The organism is Salinispora pacifica DSM 45544 (assembly GCF_000378845.1).
Lineage (GTDB): Bacteria > Actinomycetota > Actinomycetes > Mycobacteriales > Micromonosporaceae > Micromonospora > Micromonospora pacifica.
Map to the genome: position 1 here is coordinate 5107124 of NZ_KB905359.1, position 23701 is coordinate 5130824.

Sequence of the window (23701 nt, forward strand, 5' to 3'; positions counted from 1 at the left end):
TTGTTCCGGGGTCGGAAGAAGACTCCGGCCCGGACCGGCACCGGCGCGCACGCCGCCACCGGTACCGCGAAAGTCCGGACCGAGCCCGTCGTGGCGTCACCGCCCGCCCCGGCGCCCACCGCCGAGGCAATGCTCGCCCTGGTCAACCAGGTGGCCGCCAACTTCGCGCGGGCCGAAGTCGCCCGCGCGATGGCCGAACACGGGACCAGCAGGGCCGAGTACGACAACTCGATGGCCCGCGCCGCGGAGTGGGACGCACTCGTCAACGAGCAGTGGCGGGCACTGGCCAAGGCGCTTCGGGTGGGGCTGCCCGGCGGAGCGCAGGTCGAGCGTTTCCAACCGGTCCGGCCACTGCCTGACGGCCACGTCGAGCTGCACCTGCACGACCCCTCGGCCCGCCGCCTCGTCGTGCTGCTCACCGGCGAGCAAGCCCTCGCCGTGGGCGCGCACCTGACCGCCACCGGGGCGATCGTGCTCGAGCGAATCGGTCAGCTCACCTCCGGGCTTCCGCACGTGAAGGCCGCACCACCGTTCGCCCCCAACGGCACCGCCCGTCAACCGGCGAACCCGCCCGATGCCGCCGGACCGCCCGCCGACCGTCCCTGACCGCCGCTACGTGCCGCGCGGCCACGGTCCGACCCCCGGCCGCGCGGCACACCCGGCCAACGCCCCCTCTGACTCACCACGGAGTATCCGCATGAACCCAGACCGACTGTTCGACCTCGCGGCCGAGTTCGCCCAGGCGACCGGCAACGCCGAACGATTCCACGCCCGCGCCGCCTCCACCACCGGCGACGACCACACCGCGCACACGAAGAAGGCGTCGGAGTGGGAGGCCATCGCCGCCCGCCGCCGCGAGCACCTGCGCGCCGCGTTACGCGAGGCACTTCGCGGCACTGTCACGGCCGCGCCGGACAACGAGCTGCCCGTCGCCACCTGGCAGCGAGGCCGCGTCGAGATCCGCGCCACCACCACCGACGGCACTCGCGCCGTGCGCGTCCGATACACCCCGGCCCAGGCCCTCGCCGCCGGAGCCGCTCTCATCGCCTGCGCCGCCATCACCGACGAGAAGTCCGGCGGCACCCTCACCAGCATCCTCGGCGTCTTCCCGCCCAATCCGAGTACCGGCGACGAGCCGGTCAGCGAAGAGGAGAGGCCGGCATGACGAGCTGGATCAGCCCCTCGGAGAACACCGACGGCATCGGCGACGGGCAACGCATCGTCAGCGGCCAGCAGCTCGCGGGCGCGCTCGCCCTGCTCGGCTCGGTCGACCCCGTGTGCGCCGAGGTGCTGATCCGCCTCAACCTGCGCGTCTACCCCGGCGAGGCGGGGGACCGCACCGCGTACGTGGTGCTCGACGTGCACGGGGTCTCCATCGGCGTCAAACGCCGCGCCGACGACCTCTACCTGCACGTCGACACCACCGAGACCGACGACCAGCCCATCGCCTTCGAGATCAACGGCGGCGGCGAGACCGACCACCCCACCCGCTAACCCAGTCTGTGAACGGAGTACCGATGTACCGATCCATGGAGGTCGGCGACACCGCCCGAGTGATCACGCCGTCCGACGCCACCGAGTACCGCCTCGGCACCGTCACCGACGTTGCCTACTCCACCCCGCACACCACCTACGCCCTGCGCTACACCCTGCGATTCCCCAACGGAACCGAGCGCACCTACCAGGCCGATCACGTCGTGTGGTGCACCCGCGCCGACGACCACGCCGCTCTGGAGGCCGCGTTCACCAAGGCGGCCGTGGCCCTGCGGGACGCCTGCCGCATCGCCCACGACTTCGACGCCGACCTGAGCAGCGGAACGGCGAGCCTGCTGCGGAGGCTGGTCGACCTCGCCCGCCTGCGCCTCGGGCTGCCCCTTGACCCCGCCGATCCCGCCTGGCCGCACACCGCTACCGAGGACGGAGGCGACCAGTAGTGGCACCGCACTTCCCGCGTCCCGAGGAATTCGCCCGTCCGCCCGAGGCGGCAGCGCTCGACACGAGCACGGCGCCGGGCCAGGAGCCGATCTACTGCCGCCGCTGCCGTCGAGGGCTCAACATCCGCTTCAACGACCTCGGCCTCATCGTCGGATACCTGCACGCGGCCGAGCAACGCGGGCAGCAAAGCGACCACCGGCCCGAGCCCGCACCCATCACCGAGATCCCCGATCCGATCATCGAATGCGACTTCTGCTCCGCGCCCGAGGCCGCCTGGATCTACCAATGCGCCAACCAGGTCACCGACGCGCGCCGGATCACCGGGCAAGTCGTGTCCGTCAACGACTACCGATCCCGACACCACGCGGCCAGGGTGCGCCGCACCGACACCGAGCACGCCATCACCCAGGCGTGGGGCGAGCGCTGGACGTCCTGTCAGCGGTGCGCCGACCTGATCGAGGCTCACGACCTGTACGGGCTGATCCACCGCGTCACCGACGCGATGCCCGCGAAGCTCACCCGAGGCAAACACCTGATGCGGACCCGGGGTGAGCTGCACGACAGGTTCTCCGCAGTATTCAACACCCTCGCACCCAGCCGAGGCCAGATCACCCCCGGCCACCCGCTCGGCATCTGGCCCGACACCGAGGCAGGGGCACCATGACCGCCACCTCGCGACACGAGCGGCCCACCTTCACCCACGCCAAGGCCCGACGCCGCCTCGGCCCGGTATGCGGAGCCGACGACGGGCCGCTGACCCGCATCACCGAGGACCCGCACCTCGTGAACTGCCCGGACTGCGAAGGAATGGCCGAGATCGACGCACTCCCGGACGACGCGACAGCAGGCGACCCCCGCGTGATCGAGTTGCTGCGCGAGGTGAAGAAGGGCGCCTTCCGCAAGATCGACGGGGTGGTAGTGGACGCCACCACCGCCACCGCGATCCTGACCGTGTACGACGCACTCAAACCCGCCAACCGGGCGAAACTCGCTGCTTTGCCACTGCACCGGATGGCGGACGTAGCGTGGCGGCTGCTGCGCCCGAAGGTGTAACCGGGCGGGTCGGTGGCCGGCGGGCACACCCGAGGGTGCGCGCAACCCCGACCGGCCACCTCGCCCACTCCGGGCCGCCTGCGGACACACGGCCGCTTCTACCCGAGTCGTGGCGTGCCGCCGATCCTACGGCGAGCCGTAGCGCCTCGACGGCACGGCGCCGGCAGCGAGCCACCACCGGAGGGAGGATGGGGGCGTGGCACGACGCATGATCGGCGGACGGGTCGCCCTCGACCGGGCCGGAGTCGCCGCGCACACCGGCGCGGCCTACTCCACGGTCAACCACTGGCACCGCCACCGCGCCCGGTTCGACTTCCCTGAAGGCTTCCAGCACGACGGCTGTGAGTGGTTCTGGCTCGACGACATCGAGGCATTCCACGCCGCGCACCAGACCGCGAAACGCGCCGAGCTGACGAAGGTCGACCGCCGCGGCGACTCCGAAGACCTCATCGGCTCGGGCACAGCGGCGAGGGTCCTCGGCTACAAATCGTACCGCAACCTCCCCGACACCCTGTACGACCACCCCGACCGGATTGAGAGCCTGCCGGACGGACGGGTGCGCCGTCTATGGTTCCGGCGCACCGTGTGGGCCGTGGCCGATGCCCGTACGGGCCGACAGTCCACCGGCCGCACCCCCGGCACGACCGGTGCCCGCAAACCGCACCCGTACGCCGACGATCCTCGACTTCCCGCCGCCATCGCGCTCCTGACCGAGGCCGACCACACCGGGCGCGACCGGCGCGGCCTCGGAGTCGCGCTCGCTCAGCAACTCGGCATCACCCAGCGCACCGCACAACGATTGCTTGCCGCTGCCTCTGACTGGACGTTTGCTTCATCTTCGGGCCGGTAATGGCCGATTCGCGCCTCGACCTCGGTAGCGCGAGATGCCCGACCCGCCCCAGAAAGAAGACATATCGGCGGGCGTAGACCTGCCGGGCTTCGGCGCATTTCACCCCGGGATCGTGTCTGATTCACTTTCATCCCGCACTGACGGACATGACGTCCGCCAAGTCGAGGCCCCGACACCGTACGCCTACTGCCTGACCGAACGGCGACCCTACCCGTCCGACCTGTCCGACGCCCGCTGGGCCCTCATCGCACCCCGCCTCACCGCCTGGCGGCAAGCCCGCACCGACGCCGGCGTCAGCGGCCGCGCCCCACCCACGACCTGCGCGACATCTTCAACGCCATCCTGTACGTCAACCGCACCGGCATCGCCTGGCGCTACCTGCCCCACGACTTCCCGCCGTACCGCACCGTCTACGGCTACTTCGCCGCCTGGAGCAAGGAAGGCATCTTCACCGAACTCAACTACCAGCTCACCGGCCTCGTCCGCGACCACCACGGCCGCACCATCACACCCACAGCATCCATCATGGACAGCCAGAGCGTGAAGACCTCCACCAACGTTCCACTGGCCACCCAGGGCACAGACGCCGGGAAGAAGATCGTCGGCCGCAAACGCGGCATCATCACCGACACCCTCGGCCTGCTCCTCGCCGTCATCGTCACCGCCGCCAGCGCCAGTGACAACACCATCGGCATGGCCCTGCTCGACCAAGCCACCACCGCCTACCCCACCCTGACCAAAACCTGGGTCGACGCCGGCTTCAAAAGCCGCCTCGTCGAACACGGCGCCGCACTCGGCGTCGACGTCGAGATCGTCACCAAAGACCCGCAGGTCAAAGGCTGGCTCATGCACCACCGCCGACTCGTCCGCGACTACGAAGCCCGACCCGACAACTCCGCCAGCATGATCACCATCGCCATGATCGACAACCTCGCCAAACGCCTCACCACCGAAACCACCCCAACCTGGCGAGAACCACTACAACCACAACACACACAAAATACGTGAATCAGACGTCCTCTGAGTCCGGCCGAGTACGAAGCGACCGCCTATTCCCGCAGGCCAACCAGCAAGGTAACGTGAGATCAACTTATCGACCCTGTCCGTCAAACTGGGTCAACCCCAGTGTGTTAATGCGGGGTGTGGATGCCTTGACCAGCGCCTTCGTAGCCGGAGTCGGCCAGGGTCGGCAGATCCAATGTCGAAGCGGCCCAGTAGAGCGCGGCGGTGCCGTCCAACTCCTGCGCGCAGGTCAGGTCGTGCAGGTGTCCAGGCATCGCCTCCGAGGTTCAAATCGGTAGCCCGTCGGGGCGCATGATCGCTTGGATGTTTGCGCCGAAGTCGCGGTGCTTTCCGGAGTACCAGGCGTCAATGGTCGCGCCCTTGACGCTGGTGGTGGTCTCGTCGAGCCGGTCGGTGTCGATAAGCTTCCCGTCGAGGATCACGTGCGACCAGCCGTCGGCGGCGACCCGGTTCAGGGCGTCGTGCAGGGTCGGTGTCTGCACCGCGAGGACGCGTACGGCCTCGGCGACATACCGGTAGGCGGTTGCCCTCGATACCCCGAAGCCCGGCCACGAGGGTGGTCTTGTCCTCGCCTTTGCGGAACCACACCAACACCAGAAGCGCCTGGTAGAAGCCCGTCAACGCTCGGGCTGAGAGTGCCCTCCACGTCGCAAGGGTCAGGTCGTAGGCAACCCCGACCATCGCAGCCCAGCAGGGCACTCTCATCATCTACACGCCGCCGTTGCAAGCCCACCCGATCCTCATCCACGGATCGTGGCTAAGCCCTTATACGGTGGCTCTTTAGAGGTTGCCTCCGAGGTTGGCGGTCTTCCAGCCGGTGCCGGGGACGTACCACCAGTGTTGGAGGGTGCCGTTGGTGGTCTTGGCGTAGGCGTGGTCTTGTTGGTTGGTCTCGGCGCGGTAGCCCGACGGGCTGCCGGTGATGGCTCCGCCGAGGTCACTTGTGTTCCAGCCGGACCCGGGAACGTACCACCAGTGGTAGAGGGTGCCAGCGGTAGTACGGGCGTAGACATGGTCCTGACCGCCGGCGTAGTAAGCGGTCGGACTGTCGGTGATCGCTCCACCGAGGTTAGCGGTTTTCCAGCCGGTGCCGGGGACATACCACCAGTGGTAGAGGGTGCCAGCGGTAGTACGGGCGTAGACATGGTCCTGACCATTGTCAGCGCGGTATCCCGATGGGCTGTTCGTGATCGCTCCACCCAGGTCGGCCTTCTGCCAACCGGACCCGGGAACATACCACCAGTGATACAGGGTGCCGGCGGTGGTACGGGCATACACGTGCTGCTGATTACCCCCGGCATAACCAGTCGGGCTGCCGGTGATCGCCCCACCGAGGTCGGCCTTCTGCCAACCGGACCCGGAGACGTACCACCAGTGATACAACGTCCCCTCGGTGGTACGCGCGAAGGCATGATCCTGGCCGTTGGCGTAGAACGCCGTCGGAGCACCGGTGATGGCACCACCTAGGTTGGCCGTGTTCCACTGCCCACCGGCATACCACCAGTGCTGCAAACCACCCGAGGCGTTACGACCGTACACATGGTCCTGCCCGTTGGCGTAATACGCCACCGGGTCGCTGGTGATCGTGCCCGGCAGGATCGCCTGGTTCCACTTGTCGGTGTACCACCAGTGCACCAGCGTGTTATCCGCACCACGCTCGTAGTGATGATCCTGACTACCATTGTAATACGACCGGTCACCACCCTTATTGAGCCATTGTTCGACCGTTTCGCCGCGAAGGACACTCAGCAGCGCCTCCTTATTGGCCATGCTGGTGACCTTATCCCTGTCCTCGCTCAGGTGAATGTGCCACAGGTGGGATGGGTCAGAGCTGATTTCGTAGTCGTAGCGGAAATTGTAGCCCTCGACGCCGCTGTCGTTGTCGGCCTGGCCGTAGAATTCGCGCCACCCATCCATGCGTGGGTCATCGGGGTCCTTACCCGAGGCCAGCAGCCGCTGGGAATAGCGAGAAATAGCGCTGTAATCGGCCGCTGTGGTAGTGAACTGCTGCATCGGTTGCGCGTCGAAGTCCGGGTTGCTGGCCGTCATGAAATCCTGAGCCTCTAGAAAGGTCCAGTCGTATGCGGCGGCCTTGTCCGATGGCCCACCCTTGTCCTCTTGGTCGAGGACCGAGTAGTTGTTCGGATGGTTTCCGGCACGAGTGTTGTGATACCCGGGCTTGTTGGCGTAGATGCCACCGTTTTCGGTGCCGCTCTCCAGGTTCAAGAGCTGAATCATCAGCCATTCGGACGCGTCGGTTGTGTAGTCGCTACCGGCATGGGCGGGTGAATTGGGCACCAGCATGACGCCGGCGAGCAACATTATCGAGACTGCTGTTCGCAGGCTCCTTTGCATTACTGATCGATACATGCACAGCCCATTCTCGTGGAAAATCGAGGGGTGACCCTCCGGCTGAAAATTGACACGGTGCCCCTGGATGCCCCGAAGGCCAGGACACCACGGCGTATGCCGCTACAAGTCTGAAGAAGCCCTTTGCGGTGACAGGAAAAGCTGACCGGCCGCTCGTACCTCACGGCCCAGGCATGATCAATCAACAATGCTGTTCGACCACGCGCCAGCGTCCAGAGTGGCTCTTTAGAGGTTGCCTCCGAGGTTGGCGGTCTTCCAGCCGGTGCCGGGGACGTACCACCAGTGTTGGAGGGTGCCGTTGGTGGTCTTGGCGTAGGCGTGGTCTTGTTGGTTGGTCTCGGCGCGGTAGCCCGACGGGCTGCCGGTGATGGCTCCGCCGAGGTCACTTGTGTTCCAGCCGGACCCGGGAACGTACCACCAGTGGTAGAGGGTGCCAGCGGTAGTACGGGCGTAGACATGGTCCTGACCGCCGGCGTAGTAAGCGGTCGGACTGTCGGTGATCGCTCCACCGAGGTTAGCGGTTTTCCAGCCGGTGCCGGGGACATACCACCAGTGGTAGAGGGTGCCAGCGGTAGTACGGGCGTAGACATGGTCCTGACCATTGTCAGCGCGGTATCCCGATGGGCTGTTCGTGATCGCTCCACCCAGGTCGGCCTTCTGCCAACCGGACCCGGGAACATACCACCAGTGATACAGGGTGCCGGCGGTGGTACGGGCATACACGTGCTGCTGATTACCCCCGGCATAACCAGTCGGGCTGCCGGTGATCGCCCCACCGAGGTCGGCCTTCTGCCAACCGGACCCGGAGACGTACCACCAGTGATACAACGTCCCCTCGGTGGTACGCGCGAAGGCATGATCCTGGCCGTTGGCGTAGAACGCCGTCGGAGCACCGGTGATGGCACCACCTAGGTTGGCCGTGTTCCACTGCCCACCGGCATACCACCAGTGCTGCAAACCACCCGAGGCGTTACGACCGTACACATGGTCCTGCCCGTTGGCGTAATACGCCACCGGGTCGCTGGTGATCGTGCCCGGCAGGATCGCCTGGTTCCACTTGTCGGTGTACCACCAGTGCACCAGCGTGTTATCCGCACCACGCTCGTAGTGATGATCCTGACTACCATTGTAATACGACCGGTCACCACCCTCACTAACCCAGTGCCAGGCCGCCTCGGCGATACGCGCACCGTCCGCCGCCTCCACCGAGTACCGGCCGGGAAACGCGGAAACCTGGACGAACTGGCAGATCTCGCCGATGTCGCCGGTCTTCCACTCGTCGGAAGCCGAGCCGTTCGGGTATTTGACCATCTTGTTTAGAAACGAGTTCGTCGAGTGCACCGGATCCAGGATCTCGGCCTCTGTGCCCCACCCCTGGCTGGGCCGCTGCTGGTAGAGGCCCAGGCTGTCCCGGTCGCCGTAGTCGAGGTTTCTGATGCTCGACTCGACGATCGCCGTGGTGATCGCGATCGAGGCCGCCCGTACGGGCAAATTCCGGGCTTTCACCGCCGCGACGATGACCCGGACACAGGCCGCACTACCGGCGTCGAGGCCTACCGCCATTTTGTTGGTCAGCGTCGGCTTGACCTTGGCGGCGAATGCCGCGTCGCCAGCGGTCGGTGCGGCCGTGGTGCAGTTGGTCACCACCGCAGCGTGGGCGCTCGGCACCACTAGGAACGCTGCGGCGGTCACCACAGCCATGGTGAGTCCGGCGAGGATGCCGGAATGGCGAAACAGTCGCGGCATCACAGGTTGCCTCCGAGGTTGGCGGTCTTCCAGCCGGTGCCGGGGACGTACCACCAGTGTTGGAGGGTGCCGTTGGTGGTCTTGGCGTAGGCGTGGTCTTGTTGGTTGGTCTCGGCGCGGTAGCCCGACGGGCTGCCGGTGATGGCTCCGCCGAGGTCACTTGTGTTCCAGCCGGACCCGGGAACGTACCACCAGTGGTAGAGGGTGCCAGCGGTAGTACGGGCGTAGACATGGTCCTGACCGCCGGCGTAGTAAGCGGTCGGACTGTCGGTGATCGCTCCACCGAGGTTAGCGGTTTTCCAGCCGGTGCCGGGGACATACCACCAGTGGTAGAGGGTGCCAGCGGTAGTACGGGCGTAGACATGGTCCTGACCATTGTCAGCGCGGTATCCCGATGGGCTGTTCGTGATCGCTCCACCCAGGTCGGCCTTCTGCCAACCGGACCCGGGAACATACCACCAGTGATACAGGGTGCCGGCGGTGGTACGGGCATACACGTGCTGCTGATTACCCCCGGCATAACCAGTCGGGCTGCCGGTGATCGCCCCACCGAGGTCGGCCTTCTGCCAACCGGACCCGGAGACGTACCACCAGTGATACAACGTCCCCTCGGTGGTACGCGCGAAGGCATGATCCTGGCCGTTGGCGTAGAACGCCGTCGGAGCACCGGTGATGGCACCACCTAGGTTGGCCGTGTTCCACTGCCCACCGGCATACCACCAGTGCTGCAAACCACCCGAGGCGTTACGACCGTACACATGGTCCTGCCCGTTGGCGTAATACGCCACCGGGTCGCTGGTGATCGTGCCCGGCAGGATCGCCTGGTTCCACTTGTCGGTGTACCACCAGTGCACCAGCGTGTTATCCGCACCACGCTCGTAGTGATGATCCTGACTACCATTGTAATACGACCGGTCACCACCCTCACTAACGTCCAGGATGTTGTCGTAGCGGACCGGCGAGTAGAGCGCGGCATAGCTACTCGACCAGGTGTTCTGAACGGTGTTCCGGCTACCGGTCTGCTCGATGACGACCGGCTGGGTCTCCGCCGAGTCCGCCCACTTCAGGAACAGGGCCACATGGTTTTCGCTCGGGTCGCCCGTGTGCCTCAGCAGCGCGTCGCCAGGCTTGAGGGAACTGCGCGAAATCGCCGAAGCTCGACTCATGAGGTTGCCTGTCCAGAATGCACTGCCGGAACCACCCAGGCCCCAAGCCATCGAAACAAAGCCGGAGCAGTCGGTACGGTAGTCACCATACGTGTTGCGATAGCATCGCTCCTGGCTGTATGGGATGCCGATCGACAGCCAACTCTGGGCTCGGGTCAGCACCTCGCCCCGGGTCAGGTTTTTGTCGGCGCCATTGTTGTCACACGGTACGGCGGTAGTGGTGACCGCGGCGGGACCGGCCTGGTCAGAGGTGGTGGGCAGCCCCGGATAGGCCGGAAGCGCCGGGTCGCCGGGTACAGCCGGTGAGGGTGCGGCTGAAGCGGGCGACACCGCGCCCGGTCCGGTGATCAGGGCCAGCGGTAGTGCCAGCCCAACCGCCAGCCGCTTGATGAGATGGCCGGATAGTCGATAGTACATGCATTAGCCCTTTCCGTCGGAGCGAGGCGTTTGAACAGGTGCCCCTTTACTCACTTGTGGATCCACTTCAGGCAACAGCACGGTCTGATTTGGATGATCATACACAAAGCCGTTTCCAAGCTGACCTTGAGGGTCATTCAAAACTAAGTCGACACTCATGGATGTAACGTTGAGTGAGATCCGGCGACCGGTCGCGACTCAGGTCAGCCGTCCGAAGTAGACGCAGCGGCCGGGATCCTATAGATCATCTTTTGTGACGAAGTTGATCGAGGGCCAGCCGCTGCGCTGTGAAAGTATGACAGGACTCCCAGCGGGCCGTCTCGCCGACCTGATCGACTGGGTGTCCAACACGACCGCGGTCGGATCCTCCCGACGGCCGGCTTTCTCCCTCGCCTGGCAGCGCAGCAGATCGTGGATCGTCTGGTCGGTGCCGTCGTCACGCCACAGGGCGAAGTAGTAGTAGGTGGCCGACTTCGGCGGCAGGTCGTGTGGCAGGTACGCCCACTGGCAGCCGGTCCGGTTCTGGTAGAAGATCGCGTTCACGATTTCCCGTAGGTCGTAGTCACCATGACGGCCCGAGACCGACACCGCGACCCGCTTGGCCTTCCACGCGTCCAGGAACGGTCCGATCAGCGCCCATTGCTCGTCGGTGACGTCACTGGGGTATGGCTTCCGATCACCCATGACCGGCCTAACGCTGCTACCGCCTGACGGTCACGACCAGGATTCACATTCTCCCGCATTGGCCGATACCTACCAATAGCGAACCCCGCCAAAATATCTTCAACCGGGTACACGGAATAGATCAGCTCGAACGTCTGCGGACCACCCTCTGAGGTGAGCGGCGCCCTTCCCGAGTAGACGGCCTGGCTTGATTTGTGGGAATAGCAGTCAAGGGCTTAGAGGCTGATCGGTAGCTGTTGTGGGATTGGTGGGTGGACTTGCCCGACCGGTCAATGCCCAGGGCTGTGAATGCGCGGACGGAGCCTGTACGCTCTCGGAGGCTTGAGCAGACGATGATGGGAGCATCGTGGATCCACTTATTAGGGGCCTCTTCAAGGAATTCCGGGAGACTCAGGAACTCCTCGGCATGGCAGAGTCGGGCGCTTTTGAGCTATTTGTCGCAACCTTACTGCTCCGTGATGACGTGTTGGATCAAGTGGACATGACGGATCTCTTGTTGGACCCGGCCACCATCGGCATCGACTTGGCGATCCTTGAGGTCAACGGTGAACTCGTAACCCAGCGTAGCGAAGTGCCGGGTGTGTGTGACAACAAGAGAAGCCTCGAAGTTGTGCTCACGTTGATGCAGGTCAAGGCGTCGACTAGTATCAGCAGTTCGGAGATTTTGAACTTTGGGGATGCGACAAAGAAGGTTCTTTCAAATGCAGTTCCTTTGCAGCATCCGAAGCTTGCAGCCATCTCCGACGCACTGTTCGGAATCTTTGATGACTATGCGTCAAAACTGAAGGGGCGGCCTCGCGTAAACTTGGCATTCGTCAGCACGGCCAACGATGCTTCGCTCGCGGATGGGAACGTGCTCGACAGGGCGGCGACAGTCCAGCGGGATGTGCAGGCTCTTAGTTACGTTGGTGAGTTGGCGTTTGAACTTTATGGCGCGACCCGCATTTATGAGGCGTCGAGGAAAAAGACTCAGGCTAACGAGACGGGCATCGTGCTCGAAAAGGCCGTCAACTTGCCCGGGATGCCAGGCATTAATCAGGCTATCCTCGGCGTTGTTTCCGTTCGAGAGCTTCTCAAGCTTATTCAGACTGAAAATGGGACTCTGAATGAGAGAGTTTTCTACGACAACGTGCGAGGCTTCAAAGGTGAGGAAAACGACGTAAATCAGCAGATAATCGAGACTCTGGGATCGCCGCAGCGAGCACTGCTGCCCGTCTTGAACAACGGTGTCACGGTGGTTGCTCGATCGTATGCGCCCAAACCCGGCGACGCCGTGTCTTTGACTGGTTACCAGGTTGTCAACGGGTGTCAGACGAGCCATTGTATTTATTTGGCACAGGAGTCACTTGGCGACGCTGCGGACTCTGTTTACGTGCCTATTCGGCTCGTAGTCACGGATGACGAAGATGTGGCGACACGCATAATTCGCGCAACAAACTCGCAGACCGCTGTCAACGACAGCGACTTGGTCGCCCTTACCAAGTTTCAAAAGCGCCTTGAGGACTTTTACTTGCAAGACCAGCTCGGGGCCGGTTTGACTTACGAGCGACGAGCTGGGCAGTTCTACTACCGTGACGTCACACGTACGCGTATCGTTACTATTAGTGAGCAGATGCGAGCCGTCGCCGCTACGTTCCTTGATCTACCGCATCTTGCTGCTCGATACCCCCAGCACCTTTACGCAGAGGTCGGGGACTCGATCTTTGACGACGACCACCGCCTTGCCCCGTATGTTGCCTCGGCTTTCGCTGCATATCGACTAGAAACGGCTTTTCGTACAAGCCTAGAGGCTGAATACAAGCCTATCCGCTACCACATACTGATGGCCTATAAATATGAGTTGTTTGAAGGGCGATCCGCGCGGCTGAATGAGCATTCTATCGATAAACGAAGTCAGCAGATGGTTGATTTGCTGCGTCAGGCCGACTACGTGTCGGCCTTCAGGTCAACCGCGCAAAGGATCGTTGAGGCGGCAGGTGGACAACTGCCGACGGCGGACCGGCTCAAGCGCCCACCCTTCACACAGGAATTGATTAGCCGTCTTATCCGGGCGTAGGAGCAAGGCGAGGGCGAGCCGGAAGCCGAAGCACCGACAGGTGCCGTCGCGTCCGCGATGGTGGAACCGACGGCACCCGTCTGCGAGCTGTCTCAGTCCTCGTCGTCGTCCGTATCGGCCCGAGGCGTCGGAATCTCGATCAGGTAGCGCAGTGCCCCGTTGATGTCGGTGTCTCGGCTGTCGGCGGTGCGCTTCAGCACGTCGTGCACGTCGTCAGTGACCTCGATCGTGCGCAGGCCGGGCGTTCGGTCGGTCATGTGTGGTCCCTTCTGGCAGCGTTCGGCGTGGTGCCCGTTCCGGGCAGCCGTGCCTATCCACGCTGACCTCGACAGTGCGATCAAGACCGCCGCTGGTCCCAGGCCGGGGTTACGACTGACGGCTCTGTTCGAGGGTGGAGCGTCGCCGTTCGCGTTTGGTGTGTGTCACTGAGGGGCGTCGTCTCGAATGGCGGCGTCGGCGGCGTCGGCGGCGCGGAGCAGGGCGGCGGCGAGGCCGCGAGCGTGCTCCGGGTTGAGGCTTAGTTGTAGGCCGTCCTCGGCGGGAACGCTGAACTCGACGTAGGGGCGTTCCAGGTCGGCGGGGTCGGTGCCGATCCAGCTCGGGGCTTTGTCCCAGAACGCGACGCGCACGTGTGCCTCAACCAGGAGGCACGCCGGGTCGTAGACGTGCACGCTGTCCGCCACGCCTCGGTGTAGGAGTGCCCGGGGTGAGAAAGGGTCGGCGTCGTCGTGGCGGCACTCGGTACACCAGGGCGGGCAGTGCTGGGGGTGCGGTGGGCGGGCGGCGGTGGCCGCTCGGGCAGGCTCGCTCACGTGCGGCCTCCTCGCGCGTCTGATCGTGTGCGGTGAGCTGACGTGGGCACGTTATACCGATGCGGTGGGGCGAGAGCCCTTGACCGAACGTGCCTCCTGGCGCAGCGTGGCGAGTAGTTCCGACACGGCGCTGTTGCGGATCGAGTGGCCGTTCTGGCGTATGCGGCGTGCGAGGGTATCTCGGCTGACGGTCTGGCCTTCGCGGATCAGCTCGTCACGGGCGGTGCGGGCGGCGGGCAGCAGCGGTACGAGATCCGGGGCGAGGTCCACATCGGCGTCGTCTGTGTCGTTGGACGAGTCGTCGTCGTGAGACTCTGTGTCGAGGTCATGGCCGGTCTCATTGGCATCTGATTCGTGGTCGTCCGCCGGGCGTTCGGCGGTGTCGAAAGCCTCATCGAGACGCGACCTGTCGGCATCCACATCGACGTCAACGGGAGGGCGTTCGGGTAGCGGTCTCCAAACGGGTAGCGGGAATTCGCTGGTGCCGGGCGGGGGCTCGGCAGGTGCCGAGGCGGCGCGGGCGGCCGGTGACGGTGCCGCTGGTGCCTCGACCGGCACGGCGTGCGGTTGGCGTTCGGCTTCGCGGCGGCGGGCAGCGAGTTCCACGAGTGATACCGAGGCGACGATGATCAGTCCGTCCACCGAGAGTGGGAGGAGGTAGGGGACGGTGCCGGTCTCGCCGTATCGGGCGACGACGCCGACCATGTGGTGATAGCTGATCCACGCGGCGATGGCGGCGATGGCCGAGGCGGCGACGACTCGGATGACGCCGAGTGAGCGCCGGTGGACGGGTACGCGGGTGACCAGCTCGACGGTGATCAGCAGTGCCAGAGGCGGCCACGCCGCGATGGCCTGGGAGATCGGGTTCGCTTGTGCGTGCAGGATGTTCGCGGTGACCGAGGCGGCCACGCCGAGGGCCAGCGTCGCCCGTACGGCCCATTGCATCCGCTGGAGCTGGCTGTCGTTCATGGCCGTCCTCCGCTGGCCGGGGCGACGGGCCGGAGCTGCCGCTCGGCGACGCGGCGGGTGGCCTGGGACGGCTCGGCGTCGCCGAGGTCGGACTCGTTTGACCCCACCCCCTATAACACGCCATCCGCGCACGTCAACGGCGCTGAGGAGGTCTGGTGAACCGGAACCGACTGATAAGAGATATCACTCCTACTAGCGCACAAGCCTCTGCCCCTACCGGTGCCCGCCTCACGGCGTCCGTCGTGGCCGGCGAACTGACCAGACTCACCCCCCGAGACCGACACCTGCTCGACCTGCTCGACCAACACAAGACCCTCACCACCGACCAGCTCGTCGACCTCGCGTTCGGCTCCCTCGGCCGTGCCCGCAACCGGCTTAACACCCTGCTCAGCCGGGACATCCTCGACCGGTTCCGGCACTACCACCGGCCCGGCTCGCAATCCTGGCGGTGGACCCTCGGCCCGGTCGGCGCGGCGATCCTGGCGGCCGGGCGCGGTGACACGCTGCCCCGCCCGGGCGCCGTACGCGACGCCACCGCCCGACTCGCCATGTCCCCGACACTGCCGCACCTGCTCGCCACAAACGGGTTCTTCGTCGCGCTGACCGGGCACGCCCGCACCCACGGCGGGCGGTTGACGCGGTGGTACAACGAAACCCAAAGCCGCGCGGCGGCCGGCAACCTGGTCCGACCCGACGGGCACGGCGTGTGGGCCACCGGCGGGCGTGCCGTGCCGTTCTGGCTTGAAGTCGATCTCGGCACCGAAACCCTGTCCCGGGTCGTGGGCAAGCTGCCCGGCTACGCCGCGCTACCCCCATCCCGGGCTTACCCTGTGCTGTTTTGGCTGCCCACCACCGCCCGGGAAGCCAACCTGCACACCCACCTCACCCGCACCGGGATACCGGACGGGGTGACCGTGGCGACCGCCGCCGTCAACCACGCCCCCGACGCGGGCGGGCCGGCGGGTGCGGTATGGCGGGTCGCCGGACAACCCGGGCGGGTCAGCCTCGCCGATCTCGCCCCCACCGGGGACGGTGCCCCGTGCGACGGGTAGCAACCGGCCTCGCGGTAGCGGCGGCGGCGCTCGTGCTGGTGATCGCCACTGCCGCCGCCGGGGTGGTGTCGGCGATCTACGGCGGCGGGTACGACGGCCACGGGCTACCACCGCCCGGCGTGGCCGTGTCCCTGCCACCCGGGTTTCACCCTCCCGGCGGGCACCCCGCCGCCGGTCGTGACCGCCATTGGGTGGGCCCTGGCGCAGCTCGGCACCCGTACACCTTCGGCGGCGATTGCACCGCCGCGCACTCCGGCGTGCCAGCGCGGCAGTGTGACTGTTCGTCGCTGATGCAACAGGCGTACCGGGCGGCCGGGGTCACCATCGGACGCACCACCCGCGACCAGGTACACGACGGCACCCCGATCCCGAGCGCGAGGTATCTGCGCCCCGGAGATCTAATCTTGATCCCCGGTAGCGGCGGCACACACGCCGACCCCCGACACGTAGGAATGTTCATCGGTTCCGGCCTCATCGTGCAAGCACCGAAAACCGGTGACGTGGTACGAGTCAGCAAACTATCCGGATGGGCCGATCAGATAGCGGCCATTCGGCGAGTCATACCGAGCTGAACAAGGCCAATGGAGAACACGCCAAAGAGTCGCCAAACAGTCATCCAAACGATGGAAGCATGAAGTGATTTTCCCCACAAATCATTCGGGTTCGCCGTTCGACTGGTTCGCGTACCCGGCGCCGGTTGGACCCTGACCCCGGGTCCGACCGGCCCGAGTTCGTCCTCGTCATCGGCGCCGTCATCGCGCCACACGCGCCCCGATGAACGCTACCCACACCGACATACCCATGCGCGGGGACCATCCGCCAGCAGGGGCCACAGCGCCCCGCAGCGCCTATTGCGCGTCGGACAGCAGCCCTGAAATGAAGGTGTGGGTGGCGTCCGGAATGGTGACGGAAAGAGCCTTGAACAACGGGTTGACATTCAATCGGCAACGAGGGTCCATGGACGTGGGCACCGAAACAACGGCCCCGGCGAAACCGCCAACAATCGCTAGCGCGATGCGGTATTCGCTGCCACCCCGTTTTCTGTGGAGGATATGTCATGACCGCGAACATGCTTCTCACCGCCGGTACCACCGAGGCCCGGTCTGTCGTCGCCGCCGCGCTGCGCCGCCTCCCCGGCGTGACCGCCCGCAAGTTGGCCGGACAGGAAAACCTTTCGCTGCGGGTCGTCACCGAGGCACTCAAAGCCATGGAGGAGGCCGGAACCGCCATCCGCACTCCCGGCCCGACCAACGGCAACCGCAAAAGCGCCGACCTCTGGGAACCCACCACCCCGAACAACGACGCCGCCAACGCCACGCCGGACACGGCCGACGAGCCGACCTCGGCAGACAGCGACGTGAGCGGCAACGCGGCGGAAGACGAGGTAGCCATCACCGACGCCATGCCGGGCGCGGCCGACGAGGCGACCCCGGCGGACAGTGAGGCGAGCGGCAACGCGGCGGCGGACGTGGCACCGGTGTCCGGGGTGCCTGTGTCGGGGGTGCCGTCGGGCGCCGGTGATCACCTGAAGATCGTGATGGTGGCTGGGGTGCTGGGCGACTACCCCGACGGGGTGAGCGCGGCCGACGTGATTGACCAGTCCGGCCTACGCGCTCAGGTCGTCGCCCGGGTGCTTACGGCGATGGAGGTTGCCGGGGCGGCGGTCCGTAAGCCGGGTGACAGTGACAGCGCCCCGGAACGGTGGGTGCGTGGTGAGGCTGACCTCGACACGGTGGACCTCGCCAACGCTGCCCCGTACCGCGAGTGTGTGTGTACCTGCGGACACAAGCACCGGATCAAGACCGGTGTCACGGTTACCGCCACCCGCCGCAGCACCACCGGCGAGAGCAACACCGACGGGTCGCCGAAGCTCGGCAAGAACGGCCTACGTAACCAGGTCGAAGCGTTCATTCGTGACCTCGGCCCCGGCCACGACCTCACCCCGGGCACCGTCGGCCGTGAGTTGGGTGGCCGTAGCTCGGGCGCGGTCGGCAACGCCATGAACAAGCTCAACGGATTCGGCGTGCTGATCATGACCAGCGAGGCCCCGGTGAAGTACGCCCTCGCCGACAACCCGCCCACACCCACCGACGAGGTCGATGCGCTGATGACCCGCACGGGCACCGACCCGAGCGACACCGACGGGGCCGACGCCGCGCCGGCCACGACCTGACCGAACAGACCCGATACGCCGGGGCCGGGCACCATGCCCGGCCCCGGCGCTCACACCACAGACCAGAAAGGCAATGACCAATGACCAATGACCACCCACCGTCACCCCGGCCACAGCCCGGGGCGCCGTCGTACCGCGCCGACACCCCCACCGGCTGACACCGCCGATGTGTACCTGGTCGCCGGGGGTGACCTGGTAGCCGTGTTCACCGATGCGGACGCCGCCGCCGTGCAACACACGGTGATGACTGGCGCCAACCTCGACACGATCACCCGGCGCATCAGCGCCCACGAGTGGCCGTGCGTACGGGCCCGGCTCCGGGCAACAAACCCCGACCTAACGATCGTGGACGTGCGGGCCGGAGGCGACTAATGACCCGACCCGACAGTGGAACACCGAAGATTCCGGCCGCTCTGGCGGCACGCCCCCGCGACGCCCGACGCGGCCTGCCTATCCCACCGGTGAATATCCACTCCAACCCCAACCCGGACCCCGACTCGGATCGGGGCGGATGGCACGTGGACTTCGCCACGATAAACACCACCATTTTGGCCCACCTCGCCGCCGGACGATGCTGCTCAGTGTGCGGCCAACCGATGAAGTACTGGGTGCACCGGGCGGAGTTGGTCGAGCTGCCGGGTGCGGCGCCGTCGTCGTAGGGACGGTTGAGCAAGCGTCGATCAGACGGGCCGAAGCCTAACGTTGACCGGTGGCTGAAGGGCGGTAGCCGCAGCCTGTCGTAGGCTGCGTCCGTGTCCGAGACCAGACGTGCCGTGGTATTCGCCGACCACGGTCAGTTCTACCTGCAAGATGTCGAGGCCCACGATCAAGAGATGCGCTCCGGCGGCGCGATGGATCCGGATCGTGCCCCTGCAGGATGGACTCACGAAGCGGTCCATGTGCACCGCATCGGTGTGGAGCCGCACTCGATCTCAGTCGGCACAGCGCGTAGCGACTTCGTGGAGACGAGCCTTGAGCTGCACGAGACGCCCCCGCCGGAGCTGCCACAAGCGGAGCATGTCGTCGAGGCGGATGTGCAGATTCCTACCGGCGTGTTGTCCATTTACGGCTGTTCCGAGGATCCTGGACCCGAGCACCGCGTCAATATCTCGGCGGGCCGGTACCGCGCTCGTATGTCATACGTGCCGTCCGACCGGCCGGAGGTTGACGGGAACCCGGACGAGCCCGGTGACTATTTCCGGTATCACGTGGAGATTTGGCCGGCGACCCAACCGGCAGCTCTCGTGGTGGTTAGGCAGGGACCAAGCCCCTGGGCGGGCTGACGGCGGAGCCAGCCGTCATCGTTCGGCCAGGCCGGTCATCACAGCCCGGCCGGATGCCCAGACAGCCATTCACGATGCCGATTTCGCAGTTCATCTCGGGCAGCTCGGCTTGGAAGAAGCACATCGGCGCCGCCGTCGTACGGGTGATAGAGCCACCGCAAGTCCGACGGGCCGACGATCACATTGCTCAGTTCGTCGTCCGCCACCGCACGAAGCAGATCGTCCAGGATGCCTGGCCGCCACGTCCGGCGGCTGGCGAACAGATGCCAGTACACCTGGAAGTCGGCTTCGTCGTCCGGATCAGGCTGGATGGTGGACCAGTGCACGCCGCCCGGGTCGAGTTTCGCCTGAAGCGGAGCGCGCTGCACGGGAGGGTCGTTCTGGCCGGTCCAGTCGCAGGTGATGATGATCAGTGAAACGCCGGGTGACAGCTCGGTCAGCACCGTGTTGTGGCGGTCAAGGATGGTTGCGTATTCGCTGGCGTCGTCGGCATACCGCTTCGATCCGGGGAGGCTGTGGAAGCGCACCCACCGCTCGGGATAGCAGCCCCGTAGCTGGTACGCGATCGCAGGGCACTCCGGCCACCGCCGCTGCCACGCCGCGCGGACCGTGTCGGCAAGCTCCGACGCGGCCATCACGACTCATCCCGCTTCGTCCAGCGTTGGAGCATGCCCCAAGCCTCTTGGCGGTGGCGCTCGTCGGCACCGGCGTCGGTGGCCAGCGCGGTCAACACCTCCACCGCCTCACGCTCCCGGCCGCGATCCCTCAGCAGACCGGCCAGCCACAACCCAGTGCGCGGCAGGACCGCTGTCTCCCGGCGCAGCGCCGCCTCGTCACCTCGGCGCACCCAGTACTCCGCCAACGTCACCCCAGCGCGCTCATCACCGCCCAGCGCAACCTCGCGCAGACTCTTTACCCGCCCGGCCTCTACCAGCAGCTCCATCAACCGGACGAACGCGCACCGGTGGCCCTCGTGCACCATCTGCCGTAGCTCTGTCTCACGCTGCTCGGCCAGCAACCGGCTTGCGCGGTGATGACAATTCAGCTCGGCGTCGGCCAGCGGGCAGCGGTACCTGTCGCCCAGGTACGACCACCCGTCATACCGAGGATCATCGGTGTCGCCGGGGTACTCAAGCACCGGCTATCACCCGACCAACTCCTGCCAGAATGCCACCGTCGCATGTGGCTGCCAGCGCGGATCGCGTCGATCGAGGCCTTCGCCGGCGCCGAACTCCTGACGGACGTATTCCATCAGATCGACGCCATAGAAGATGATGTCCGTTTGATACATCGACAACACAGGGTGTCCGAAGGTTCCACGCCCGGCCGGCAAGTAGCGGTGCGAGTACACCGGGATCATCTGCGGTATCGAAGCCAACCGCTTGCCAGCCACCACCAGCGCTTCTTCACGGTCGGCCGGTCGCGCGCCCCACTCGTCATGCCAGAACGCGTTGTGTTCGACGTCAACAGCACGCCCTTGACCGGCCACGCGAGCCGATCACGCAGGTGATCGACCTCGCCGTCGCACCAGTCCGGCCAGCCCCTGCCTACCGGCAGGCCGGCCGAGAGGAACGCCCGGTGATCATCAGCGAACTCGAACCCGAACCGCCCCTCGACACGTCAAACTCCGCTGCTGTCAAGCCAGGTTCCAACTCGACACGGCGCTGCTCAGCAAGCCGCCTCGCCGCCTCCGCGCCGATGATCACCGCCTCGCTGTCGATCATCGAGCCAGGCTACCGGCTACGAATAGCGCACGACTCTGATATTTCCTGCCCCCAGTACGTTCCTAGGTGGTCCCCGGGCTGCCGAACTGCGGCGCTACGCGGACCCGCTGGGGCACCCGGATTGCATGAAGGCCGTACTCACGCTGTGCCCGCATATCGCGCTGGCCCGGCACCGCCGCGTCCGCCCGGACCGGCCCGGCGGTGGCATCATCCCGCCCGGCTTACATGGTGACAAGCCTGACCGCTACGTCCTCGGGATCACCCCGCTCCTACCGGAGCGTGTTCATCCCCGAGCACGGCTTCACCGTGTATTTCCCCGCGCTGTTCAAGACCGTCCACGAGTACACCTACGGCCCGCACGGGCGGCTGAACACCGAACCGGAACCCCGGTAGAACCCCACCGGTGACGGGCGTCAAATTCGCCACAGAAAACTCGATAGAGCGGGCCAGATCGACTTGATCCAAAACCATAGGTAGGAACAATTATTTACGACAGCGCGGCCCGGGATTGGAACCCCGACCCGCTGTTCACATCCGCACGACGACTCGGAAGGAAGCCTCGTGGCACACGAACTTGAGACACTGGCCAACGGCCAGACAGCGTTCGCCTCCGCCCGACTGTCGGCCTGGCATCAACTCGGCCAGGTCACCGATGACTGCATGACCGCCGAGGAGGTCATGAGCACCGCGTGGCTCGGCGGCTGGGAGGTCCGCAAGATCCCACTGCAGGGGATGGAGATCAGCGACAAGGGTGTCACGAAGGTCGACTGCCCCGACAAGTGGATGACCGTACGCACGAACCCGGCCACCGGCGGCACCGAATACCTCGGCATCGTCGGCGACGACTACACCACGGTGCAAAACGAACAGGTCGCCGAGGTACTCAACCTCCTCGTTGACGCCTCCGGCGCGCACTTCGAAACGGCCGGGTCGATGCGTGGCGGCCGCTCGGTGTTCGTCACCATGAAGCTGCCCGAGGGCATGAAGGTCGCCGGAGTCGACCTCCACGATCTGTACCTGGCCGCGACCACGAGCCACGACGGCACCGCCTCACTGCGGGTGGACGCCACCCCGGTACGGATCGTGTGCGCCAACACGCAACGGATGGCCTACCAGCGGTCGCAGGGCTCCTACGTGTTCCGGCACACCTCAAACATCACCGCGAAGATCAGCGAGGCCCGGCAGGCACTGCAGCTGGTGTGGGACCACTTCGACGCGTTCGAGCGCGAGGCCGAGAAAATGATCAACGAGACGTTGACCATGGGCGAATTCGAGAAGGCTATCGCCCAGCTCTGGCCCCTGGCCGACGACGCCTCGGACACCGCGCGTAACAACGCCAAACAGCGAACCGCCACCTTGCGGTACCTGGCCCGCGACGCCGACACGCAGAAAGCGATCAAGGGCACCCGGTGGGCCGGATACCAGGCCATCACCGAGTACCTCGACCACTACGCCAAAGCCGCCACCGTCGAGGTCCGTGCCCGCCGCGCGGTCATCGGCACCGGGGCCGACCTCAAGGCCCGCGCGTTCGACTTGCTGGCGGTCTGAGCGTGGCCCGGTATCAGGGCCGGCACCGCCCCAGGCGGCGGACGGCCCCGACACCGGCGGGCACCACCACCGCCGAACGTGTCACCAACCCTGTTGCCCGACCGGGCGGCGCGGCCCGCCCGCCCACACAGCCCGGCCCCAGACGCCCACCCCCGCCACAGACCGGCCGCCCACCGGGGCATCGCACCACCCGCCCGTTGCGCGCCGCTACGACCGCGCCCACACCTCGACGCACTCGCACGCACTCCACGATGGAGGACCTCCGCATGAGCACCGTCCCGACGCCGGCCGCCGACACGGTCCTGAACTCGATCGACGCCCTGTGCGACGCCTACGCGAAGGCGAAAGTGGCCTACACCGTGGCCAACCACGCCGACACCAAAACCGAGCGTGACCACCACATCGCCCGCAGCCAGTACTGGAACACCGAGGCCCAGAACCACTACAGCAGTCTGACCGAGGCCATCCACACCCTCGCGCCGGACCGCACCCAGGTCGAGACGTTCCTGCCCGTGCGGGTCCTACCCAACGGCCACGTCGAGATCCACACCCGCGACCAACACGGCCGCCAAATCGTCGTCACTCTCACCACCGCCGAGGCCATCGCCATCGGCGTACACCTGACCGCACACGCCGCCGCCAGCCTCGATCGCACCGGCACGATGCTCCACCGCGTCCTGCCCCCACTACCCACCCAGCCACCCGTAGCCACCACCCACACCCCCACCACCCCGGCCAATGAGGGCGCCCCCGCAAAAGGCCGCGCGCCCGCGCCCCAGTAGGTACCCCACTCCGGGCGGCGCGGCATCACACCCGCGCCGCCCGGCACCAGCCTGCACC

Annotated in this window: 25 protein-coding genes and 7 pseudogenes; 18 read left to right on the forward strand and 14 right to left on the reverse strand. The window is 66.0% G+C overall.

The features are described 5' to 3' along the window. The 8 genes and pseudogenes from SALPAC3_RS0123335 (at position 1) to SALPAC3_RS26135 (ending at position 4846) form a co-directional block, all read left to right on the forward strand. Entirely contained in the window at positions 1-606 is a 606-nt protein-coding gene (locus SALPAC3_RS0123335; protein WP_018223590.1) for a hypothetical protein, read from the forward strand. 91 nt (positions 607-697) lie between these two features. Next, complete coding sequence (locus tag SALPAC3_RS0123340; protein WP_018223591.1) at positions 698-1165, forward strand: hypothetical protein; 468 nt, start codon at positions 698-700, stop codon at positions 1163-1165. Next, the gene (locus SALPAC3_RS0123345) at positions 1162-1494 is read left to right on the forward strand and encodes a hypothetical protein (protein ID WP_018223592.1); all 333 of its coding nucleotides are present in this window, start codon (positions 1162-1164) and stop codon (positions 1492-1494) included. The genes SALPAC3_RS0123340 and SALPAC3_RS0123345 overlap by 4 nt, the downstream gene beginning before the upstream one ends. A 23-nt stretch (positions 1495-1517) precedes the next feature. Then, positions 1518-1934, forward strand: a complete 417-nt coding sequence (locus SALPAC3_RS0123350; protein WP_018223593.1) for a hypothetical protein — start codon at positions 1518-1520, stop codon at positions 1932-1934. Next, complete coding sequence (locus tag SALPAC3_RS0123355; protein ID WP_018223594.1) at positions 1934-2599, forward strand: hypothetical protein; 666 nt, start codon at positions 1934-1936, stop codon at positions 2597-2599. Before SALPAC3_RS0123350 ends, SALPAC3_RS0123355 begins: the two co-directional genes overlap by 1 nt. After that, a complete protein-coding gene (locus SALPAC3_RS0123360) occupies positions 2596-2988 on the forward strand; it encodes a hypothetical protein (protein ID WP_018223595.1) in 393 nt (130 codons plus the stop codon). The genes SALPAC3_RS0123355 and SALPAC3_RS0123360 overlap by 4 nt, the downstream gene beginning before the upstream one ends. 208 nt (positions 2989-3196) lie before the next feature. Next, the gene (locus SALPAC3_RS0123365) at positions 3197-3838 is read left to right on the forward strand and encodes a hypothetical protein (protein ID WP_018223596.1); all 642 of its coding nucleotides are present in this window, start codon (positions 3197-3199) and stop codon (positions 3836-3838) included. 190 nt (positions 3839-4028) lie between these two features. Beyond that, positions 4029-4846: pseudogene (locus SALPAC3_RS26135) on the forward strand (IS5 family transposase). A 122-nt stretch (positions 4847-4968) separates the two neighbouring features. On the opposite strand, the gene SALPAC3_RS28910 reads toward SALPAC3_RS26135, so the two are convergent. From SALPAC3_RS28910 to SALPAC3_RS0123405, 8 genes and pseudogenes are all read right to left on the reverse strand, one after another. Continuing rightward, the gene (locus tag SALPAC3_RS28910; RefSeq protein ID WP_018223599.1) at positions 4969-5115 is read right to left on the reverse strand and encodes a hypothetical protein; all 147 of its coding nucleotides are present in this window, start codon (positions 5113-5115) and stop codon (positions 4969-4971) included. Positions 5116-5127: 12 nt separating this feature from the next. Then, positions 5128-5343 carry a hypothetical protein gene (locus SALPAC3_RS28915; protein ID WP_018223600.1) on the reverse strand — a complete coding sequence of 72 codons (216 nt, stop codon included), beginning with the start codon at positions 5341-5343 and terminating at the stop codon, positions 5128-5130. 298 nt (positions 5344-5641) lie between these two features. Beyond that, positions 5642-6430 (reverse strand): PLL family lectin, encoded by a 789-nt coding sequence (locus SALPAC3_RS29250; RefSeq protein WP_332308197.1) that lies wholly within the window; start codon positions 6428-6430, stop codon positions 5642-5644. A gap of 6 nt (positions 6431-6436) precedes the next feature. Next, positions 6437-6523, reverse strand: a pseudogene (locus SALPAC3_RS29255) (hypothetical protein); the annotation flags it as partial. Between the two features lie 42 nt (positions 6524-6565). Further along, positions 6566-7165 (reverse strand): annotated as a pseudogene (locus tag SALPAC3_RS29260) (hypothetical protein); the annotation flags it as partial. A 291-nt stretch (positions 7166-7456) separates the two neighbouring features. Continuing rightward, entirely contained in the window at positions 7457-8932 is a 1476-nt protein-coding gene (locus SALPAC3_RS0123395) for a DUF346 domain-containing protein (protein ID WP_232430576.1), read from the reverse strand. A gap of 44 nt (positions 8933-8976) precedes the next feature. Continuing rightward, complete coding sequence (locus tag SALPAC3_RS0123400; protein ID WP_018223603.1) at positions 8977-10560, reverse strand: PLL family lectin; 1584 nt, start codon at positions 10558-10560, stop codon at positions 8977-8979. A gap of 321 nt (positions 10561-10881) precedes the next feature. Beyond that, a pseudogene (locus SALPAC3_RS0123405) lies at positions 10882-11244 on the reverse strand (transposase); the annotation flags it as partial. A 346-nt stretch (positions 11245-11590) separates the two neighbouring features. Here SALPAC3_RS0123405 and SALPAC3_RS0123410 point away from each other — a divergent pair. Further along, the gene (locus tag SALPAC3_RS0123410; RefSeq protein ID WP_018223605.1) at positions 11591-13300 is read left to right on the forward strand and encodes an AIPR family protein; all 1710 of its coding nucleotides are present in this window, start codon (positions 11591-11593) and stop codon (positions 13298-13300) included. Between the two features lie 92 nt (positions 13301-13392). On the opposite strand, the gene SALPAC3_RS28485 is transcribed toward SALPAC3_RS0123410, so the two are convergent. The 3 genes from SALPAC3_RS28485 to SALPAC3_RS0123425 all read right to left on the reverse strand — a co-directional run bounded on the left by SALPAC3_RS28485 (position 13393) and on the right by SALPAC3_RS0123425 (position 15081). Continuing rightward, positions 13393-13557 carry a hypothetical protein gene (locus SALPAC3_RS28485; RefSeq protein WP_018223606.1) on the reverse strand — a complete coding sequence of 55 codons (165 nt, stop codon included), beginning with the start codon at positions 13555-13557 and terminating at the stop codon, positions 13393-13395. Positions 13558-13722: 165 nt separating this feature from the next. Beyond that, positions 13723-14112 carry a DUF6907 domain-containing protein gene (locus tag SALPAC3_RS0123420; RefSeq protein ID WP_232430534.1) on the reverse strand — a complete coding sequence of 130 codons (390 nt, stop codon included), beginning with the start codon at positions 14110-14112 and terminating at the stop codon, positions 13723-13725. 51 nt (positions 14113-14163) lie between these two features. Further along, a complete protein-coding gene (locus SALPAC3_RS0123425) occupies positions 14164-15081 on the reverse strand; it encodes a DUF2637 domain-containing protein (protein ID WP_018223608.1) in 918 nt (305 codons plus the stop codon). 242 nt (positions 15082-15323) lie between these two features. Here SALPAC3_RS0123425 and SALPAC3_RS0123430 point away from each other — a divergent pair, with 242 nt between their 5' ends. From SALPAC3_RS0123430 to SALPAC3_RS0123455, 6 genes and pseudogenes are all read left to right on the forward strand, one after another. Next, positions 15324-16133: a replication-relaxation family protein gene (locus tag SALPAC3_RS0123430; protein WP_018223609.1), complete on the forward strand. Its 810-nt coding sequence runs from the start codon at positions 15324-15326 to the stop codon at positions 16131-16133. Continuing rightward, a pseudogene (locus tag SALPAC3_RS0123435) lies at positions 16121-16705 on the forward strand (C40 family peptidase). Before SALPAC3_RS0123430 ends, SALPAC3_RS0123435 begins: the two are co-directional and overlap by 13 nt. A gap of 485 nt (positions 16706-17190) precedes the next feature. Continuing rightward, entirely contained in the window at positions 17191-18306 is a 1116-nt protein-coding gene (locus SALPAC3_RS0123440) for a MarR family transcriptional regulator (protein WP_018223610.1), read from the forward strand. Between the two features lie 87 nt (positions 18307-18393). Further along, positions 18394-18678, forward strand: a complete 285-nt coding sequence (locus SALPAC3_RS0123445) for a hypothetical protein (RefSeq protein WP_018223611.1) — start codon at positions 18394-18396, stop codon at positions 18676-18678. Next, a pseudogene (locus SALPAC3_RS0123450) lies at positions 18678-18917 on the forward strand (hypothetical protein); the annotation flags it as partial. The gene SALPAC3_RS0123445 and the pseudogene SALPAC3_RS0123450, both read left to right, overlap by 1 nt. A 141-nt stretch (positions 18918-19058) precedes the next feature. Next, positions 19059-19589, forward strand: coding sequence for a hypothetical protein (locus tag SALPAC3_RS0123455; protein ID WP_232430536.1), 531 nt, complete (start codon positions 19059-19061; stop codon positions 19587-19589). Between the two features lie 38 nt (positions 19590-19627). Here the strand turns inward: SALPAC3_RS0123455 and SALPAC3_RS0123460 are convergent, their stop codons facing one another. From SALPAC3_RS0123460 to SALPAC3_RS29265, 3 genes and pseudogenes are all read right to left on the reverse strand, one after another. After that, entirely contained in the window at positions 19628-20224 is a 597-nt protein-coding gene (locus tag SALPAC3_RS0123460; RefSeq protein WP_018223614.1) for a DUF3885 domain-containing protein, read from the reverse strand. After that, the gene (locus SALPAC3_RS0123465) at positions 20224-20727 is read right to left on the reverse strand and encodes a hypothetical protein (protein ID WP_018223615.1); all 504 of its coding nucleotides are present in this window, start codon (positions 20725-20727) and stop codon (positions 20224-20226) included. The genes SALPAC3_RS0123460 and SALPAC3_RS0123465 overlap by 1 nt, the downstream gene beginning before the upstream one ends. A gap of 6 nt (positions 20728-20733) precedes the next feature. Continuing rightward, positions 20734-21313: pseudogene (locus tag SALPAC3_RS29265) on the reverse strand (hypothetical protein). 228 nt (positions 21314-21541) lie between these two features. On the opposite strand from SALPAC3_RS29265, the gene SALPAC3_RS28935 reads away from it, so the two are divergent. The 3 genes from SALPAC3_RS28935 (at position 21542) to SALPAC3_RS0123485 (ending at position 23643) form a co-directional block, all read left to right on the forward strand. Then, the gene (locus SALPAC3_RS28935) at positions 21542-21706 is read left to right on the forward strand and encodes a hypothetical protein (protein ID WP_232430537.1); all 165 of its coding nucleotides are present in this window, start codon (positions 21542-21544) and stop codon (positions 21704-21706) included. A gap of 168 nt (positions 21707-21874) precedes the next feature. Then, entirely contained in the window at positions 21875-22861 is a 987-nt protein-coding gene (locus SALPAC3_RS0123480) for a DUF932 domain-containing protein (protein WP_018223619.1), read from the forward strand. A gap of 266 nt (positions 22862-23127) precedes the next feature. Continuing rightward, positions 23128-23643: a hypothetical protein gene (locus SALPAC3_RS0123485; RefSeq protein WP_018223620.1), complete on the forward strand. Its 516-nt coding sequence runs from the start codon at positions 23128-23130 to the stop codon at positions 23641-23643. Positions 23644-23701 lie beyond the last annotated feature (58 nt).

Excerpts from the sequence above, each read along its gene's own strand:
- SALPAC3_RS0123340 (WP_018223591.1), top strand. The coding sequence starts at position 698 with ATGAACCCAGACCGACTGTTCGACCTCGCGGCCGAGTTCGCCCAGGCG.
- SALPAC3_RS0123395 (WP_232430576.1), bottom strand. The coding sequence starts at position 8,932 with ATGGCTGTGGTGACCGCCGCAGCGTTCCTAGTGGTGCCGAGCGCCCAC.
- SALPAC3_RS0123445 (WP_018223611.1), top strand. The coding sequence starts at position 18,394 with ATGACCACCCACCGTCACCCCGGCCACAGCCCGGGGCGCCGTCGTACC.
- SALPAC3_RS28910 (WP_018223599.1), bottom strand. The coding sequence starts at position 5,115 with ATGCCTGGACACCTGCACGACCTGACCTGCGCGCAGGAGTTGGACGGC.
- SALPAC3_RS0123350 (WP_018223593.1), top strand. The coding sequence starts at position 1,518 with ATGTACCGATCCATGGAGGTCGGCGACACCGCCCGAGTGATCACGCCG.
- SALPAC3_RS0123425 (WP_018223608.1), bottom strand. The coding sequence starts at position 15,081 with ATGAACGACAGCCAGCTCCAGCGGATGCAATGGGCCGTACGGGCGACG.
- SALPAC3_RS0123485 (WP_018223620.1), top strand. The coding sequence starts at position 23,128 with ATGAGCACCGTCCCGACGCCGGCCGCCGACACGGTCCTGAACTCGATC.
- SALPAC3_RS0123440 (WP_018223610.1), top strand. The coding sequence starts at position 17,191 with ATGACCGCGAACATGCTTCTCACCGCCGGTACCACCGAGGCCCGGTCT.
- SALPAC3_RS0123365 (WP_018223596.1), top strand. The coding sequence starts at position 3,197 with ATGATCGGCGGACGGGTCGCCCTCGACCGGGCCGGAGTCGCCGCGCAC.
- SALPAC3_RS0123345 (WP_018223592.1), top strand. The coding sequence starts at position 1,162 with ATGACGAGCTGGATCAGCCCCTCGGAGAACACCGACGGCATCGGCGAC.
- SALPAC3_RS0123460 (WP_018223614.1), bottom strand. The coding sequence starts at position 20,224 with ATGGCCGCGTCGGAGCTTGCCGACACGGTCCGCGCGGCGTGGCAGCGG.
- SALPAC3_RS0123400 (WP_018223603.1), bottom strand. The coding sequence starts at position 10,560 with ATGTACTATCGACTATCCGGCCATCTCATCAAGCGGCTGGCGGTTGGG.
- SALPAC3_RS28485 (WP_018223606.1), bottom strand. The coding sequence starts at position 13,557 with ATGACCGACCGAACGCCCGGCCTGCGCACGATCGAGGTCACTGACGAC.
- SALPAC3_RS0123360 (WP_018223595.1), top strand. The coding sequence starts at position 2,596 with ATGACCGCCACCTCGCGACACGAGCGGCCCACCTTCACCCACGCCAAG.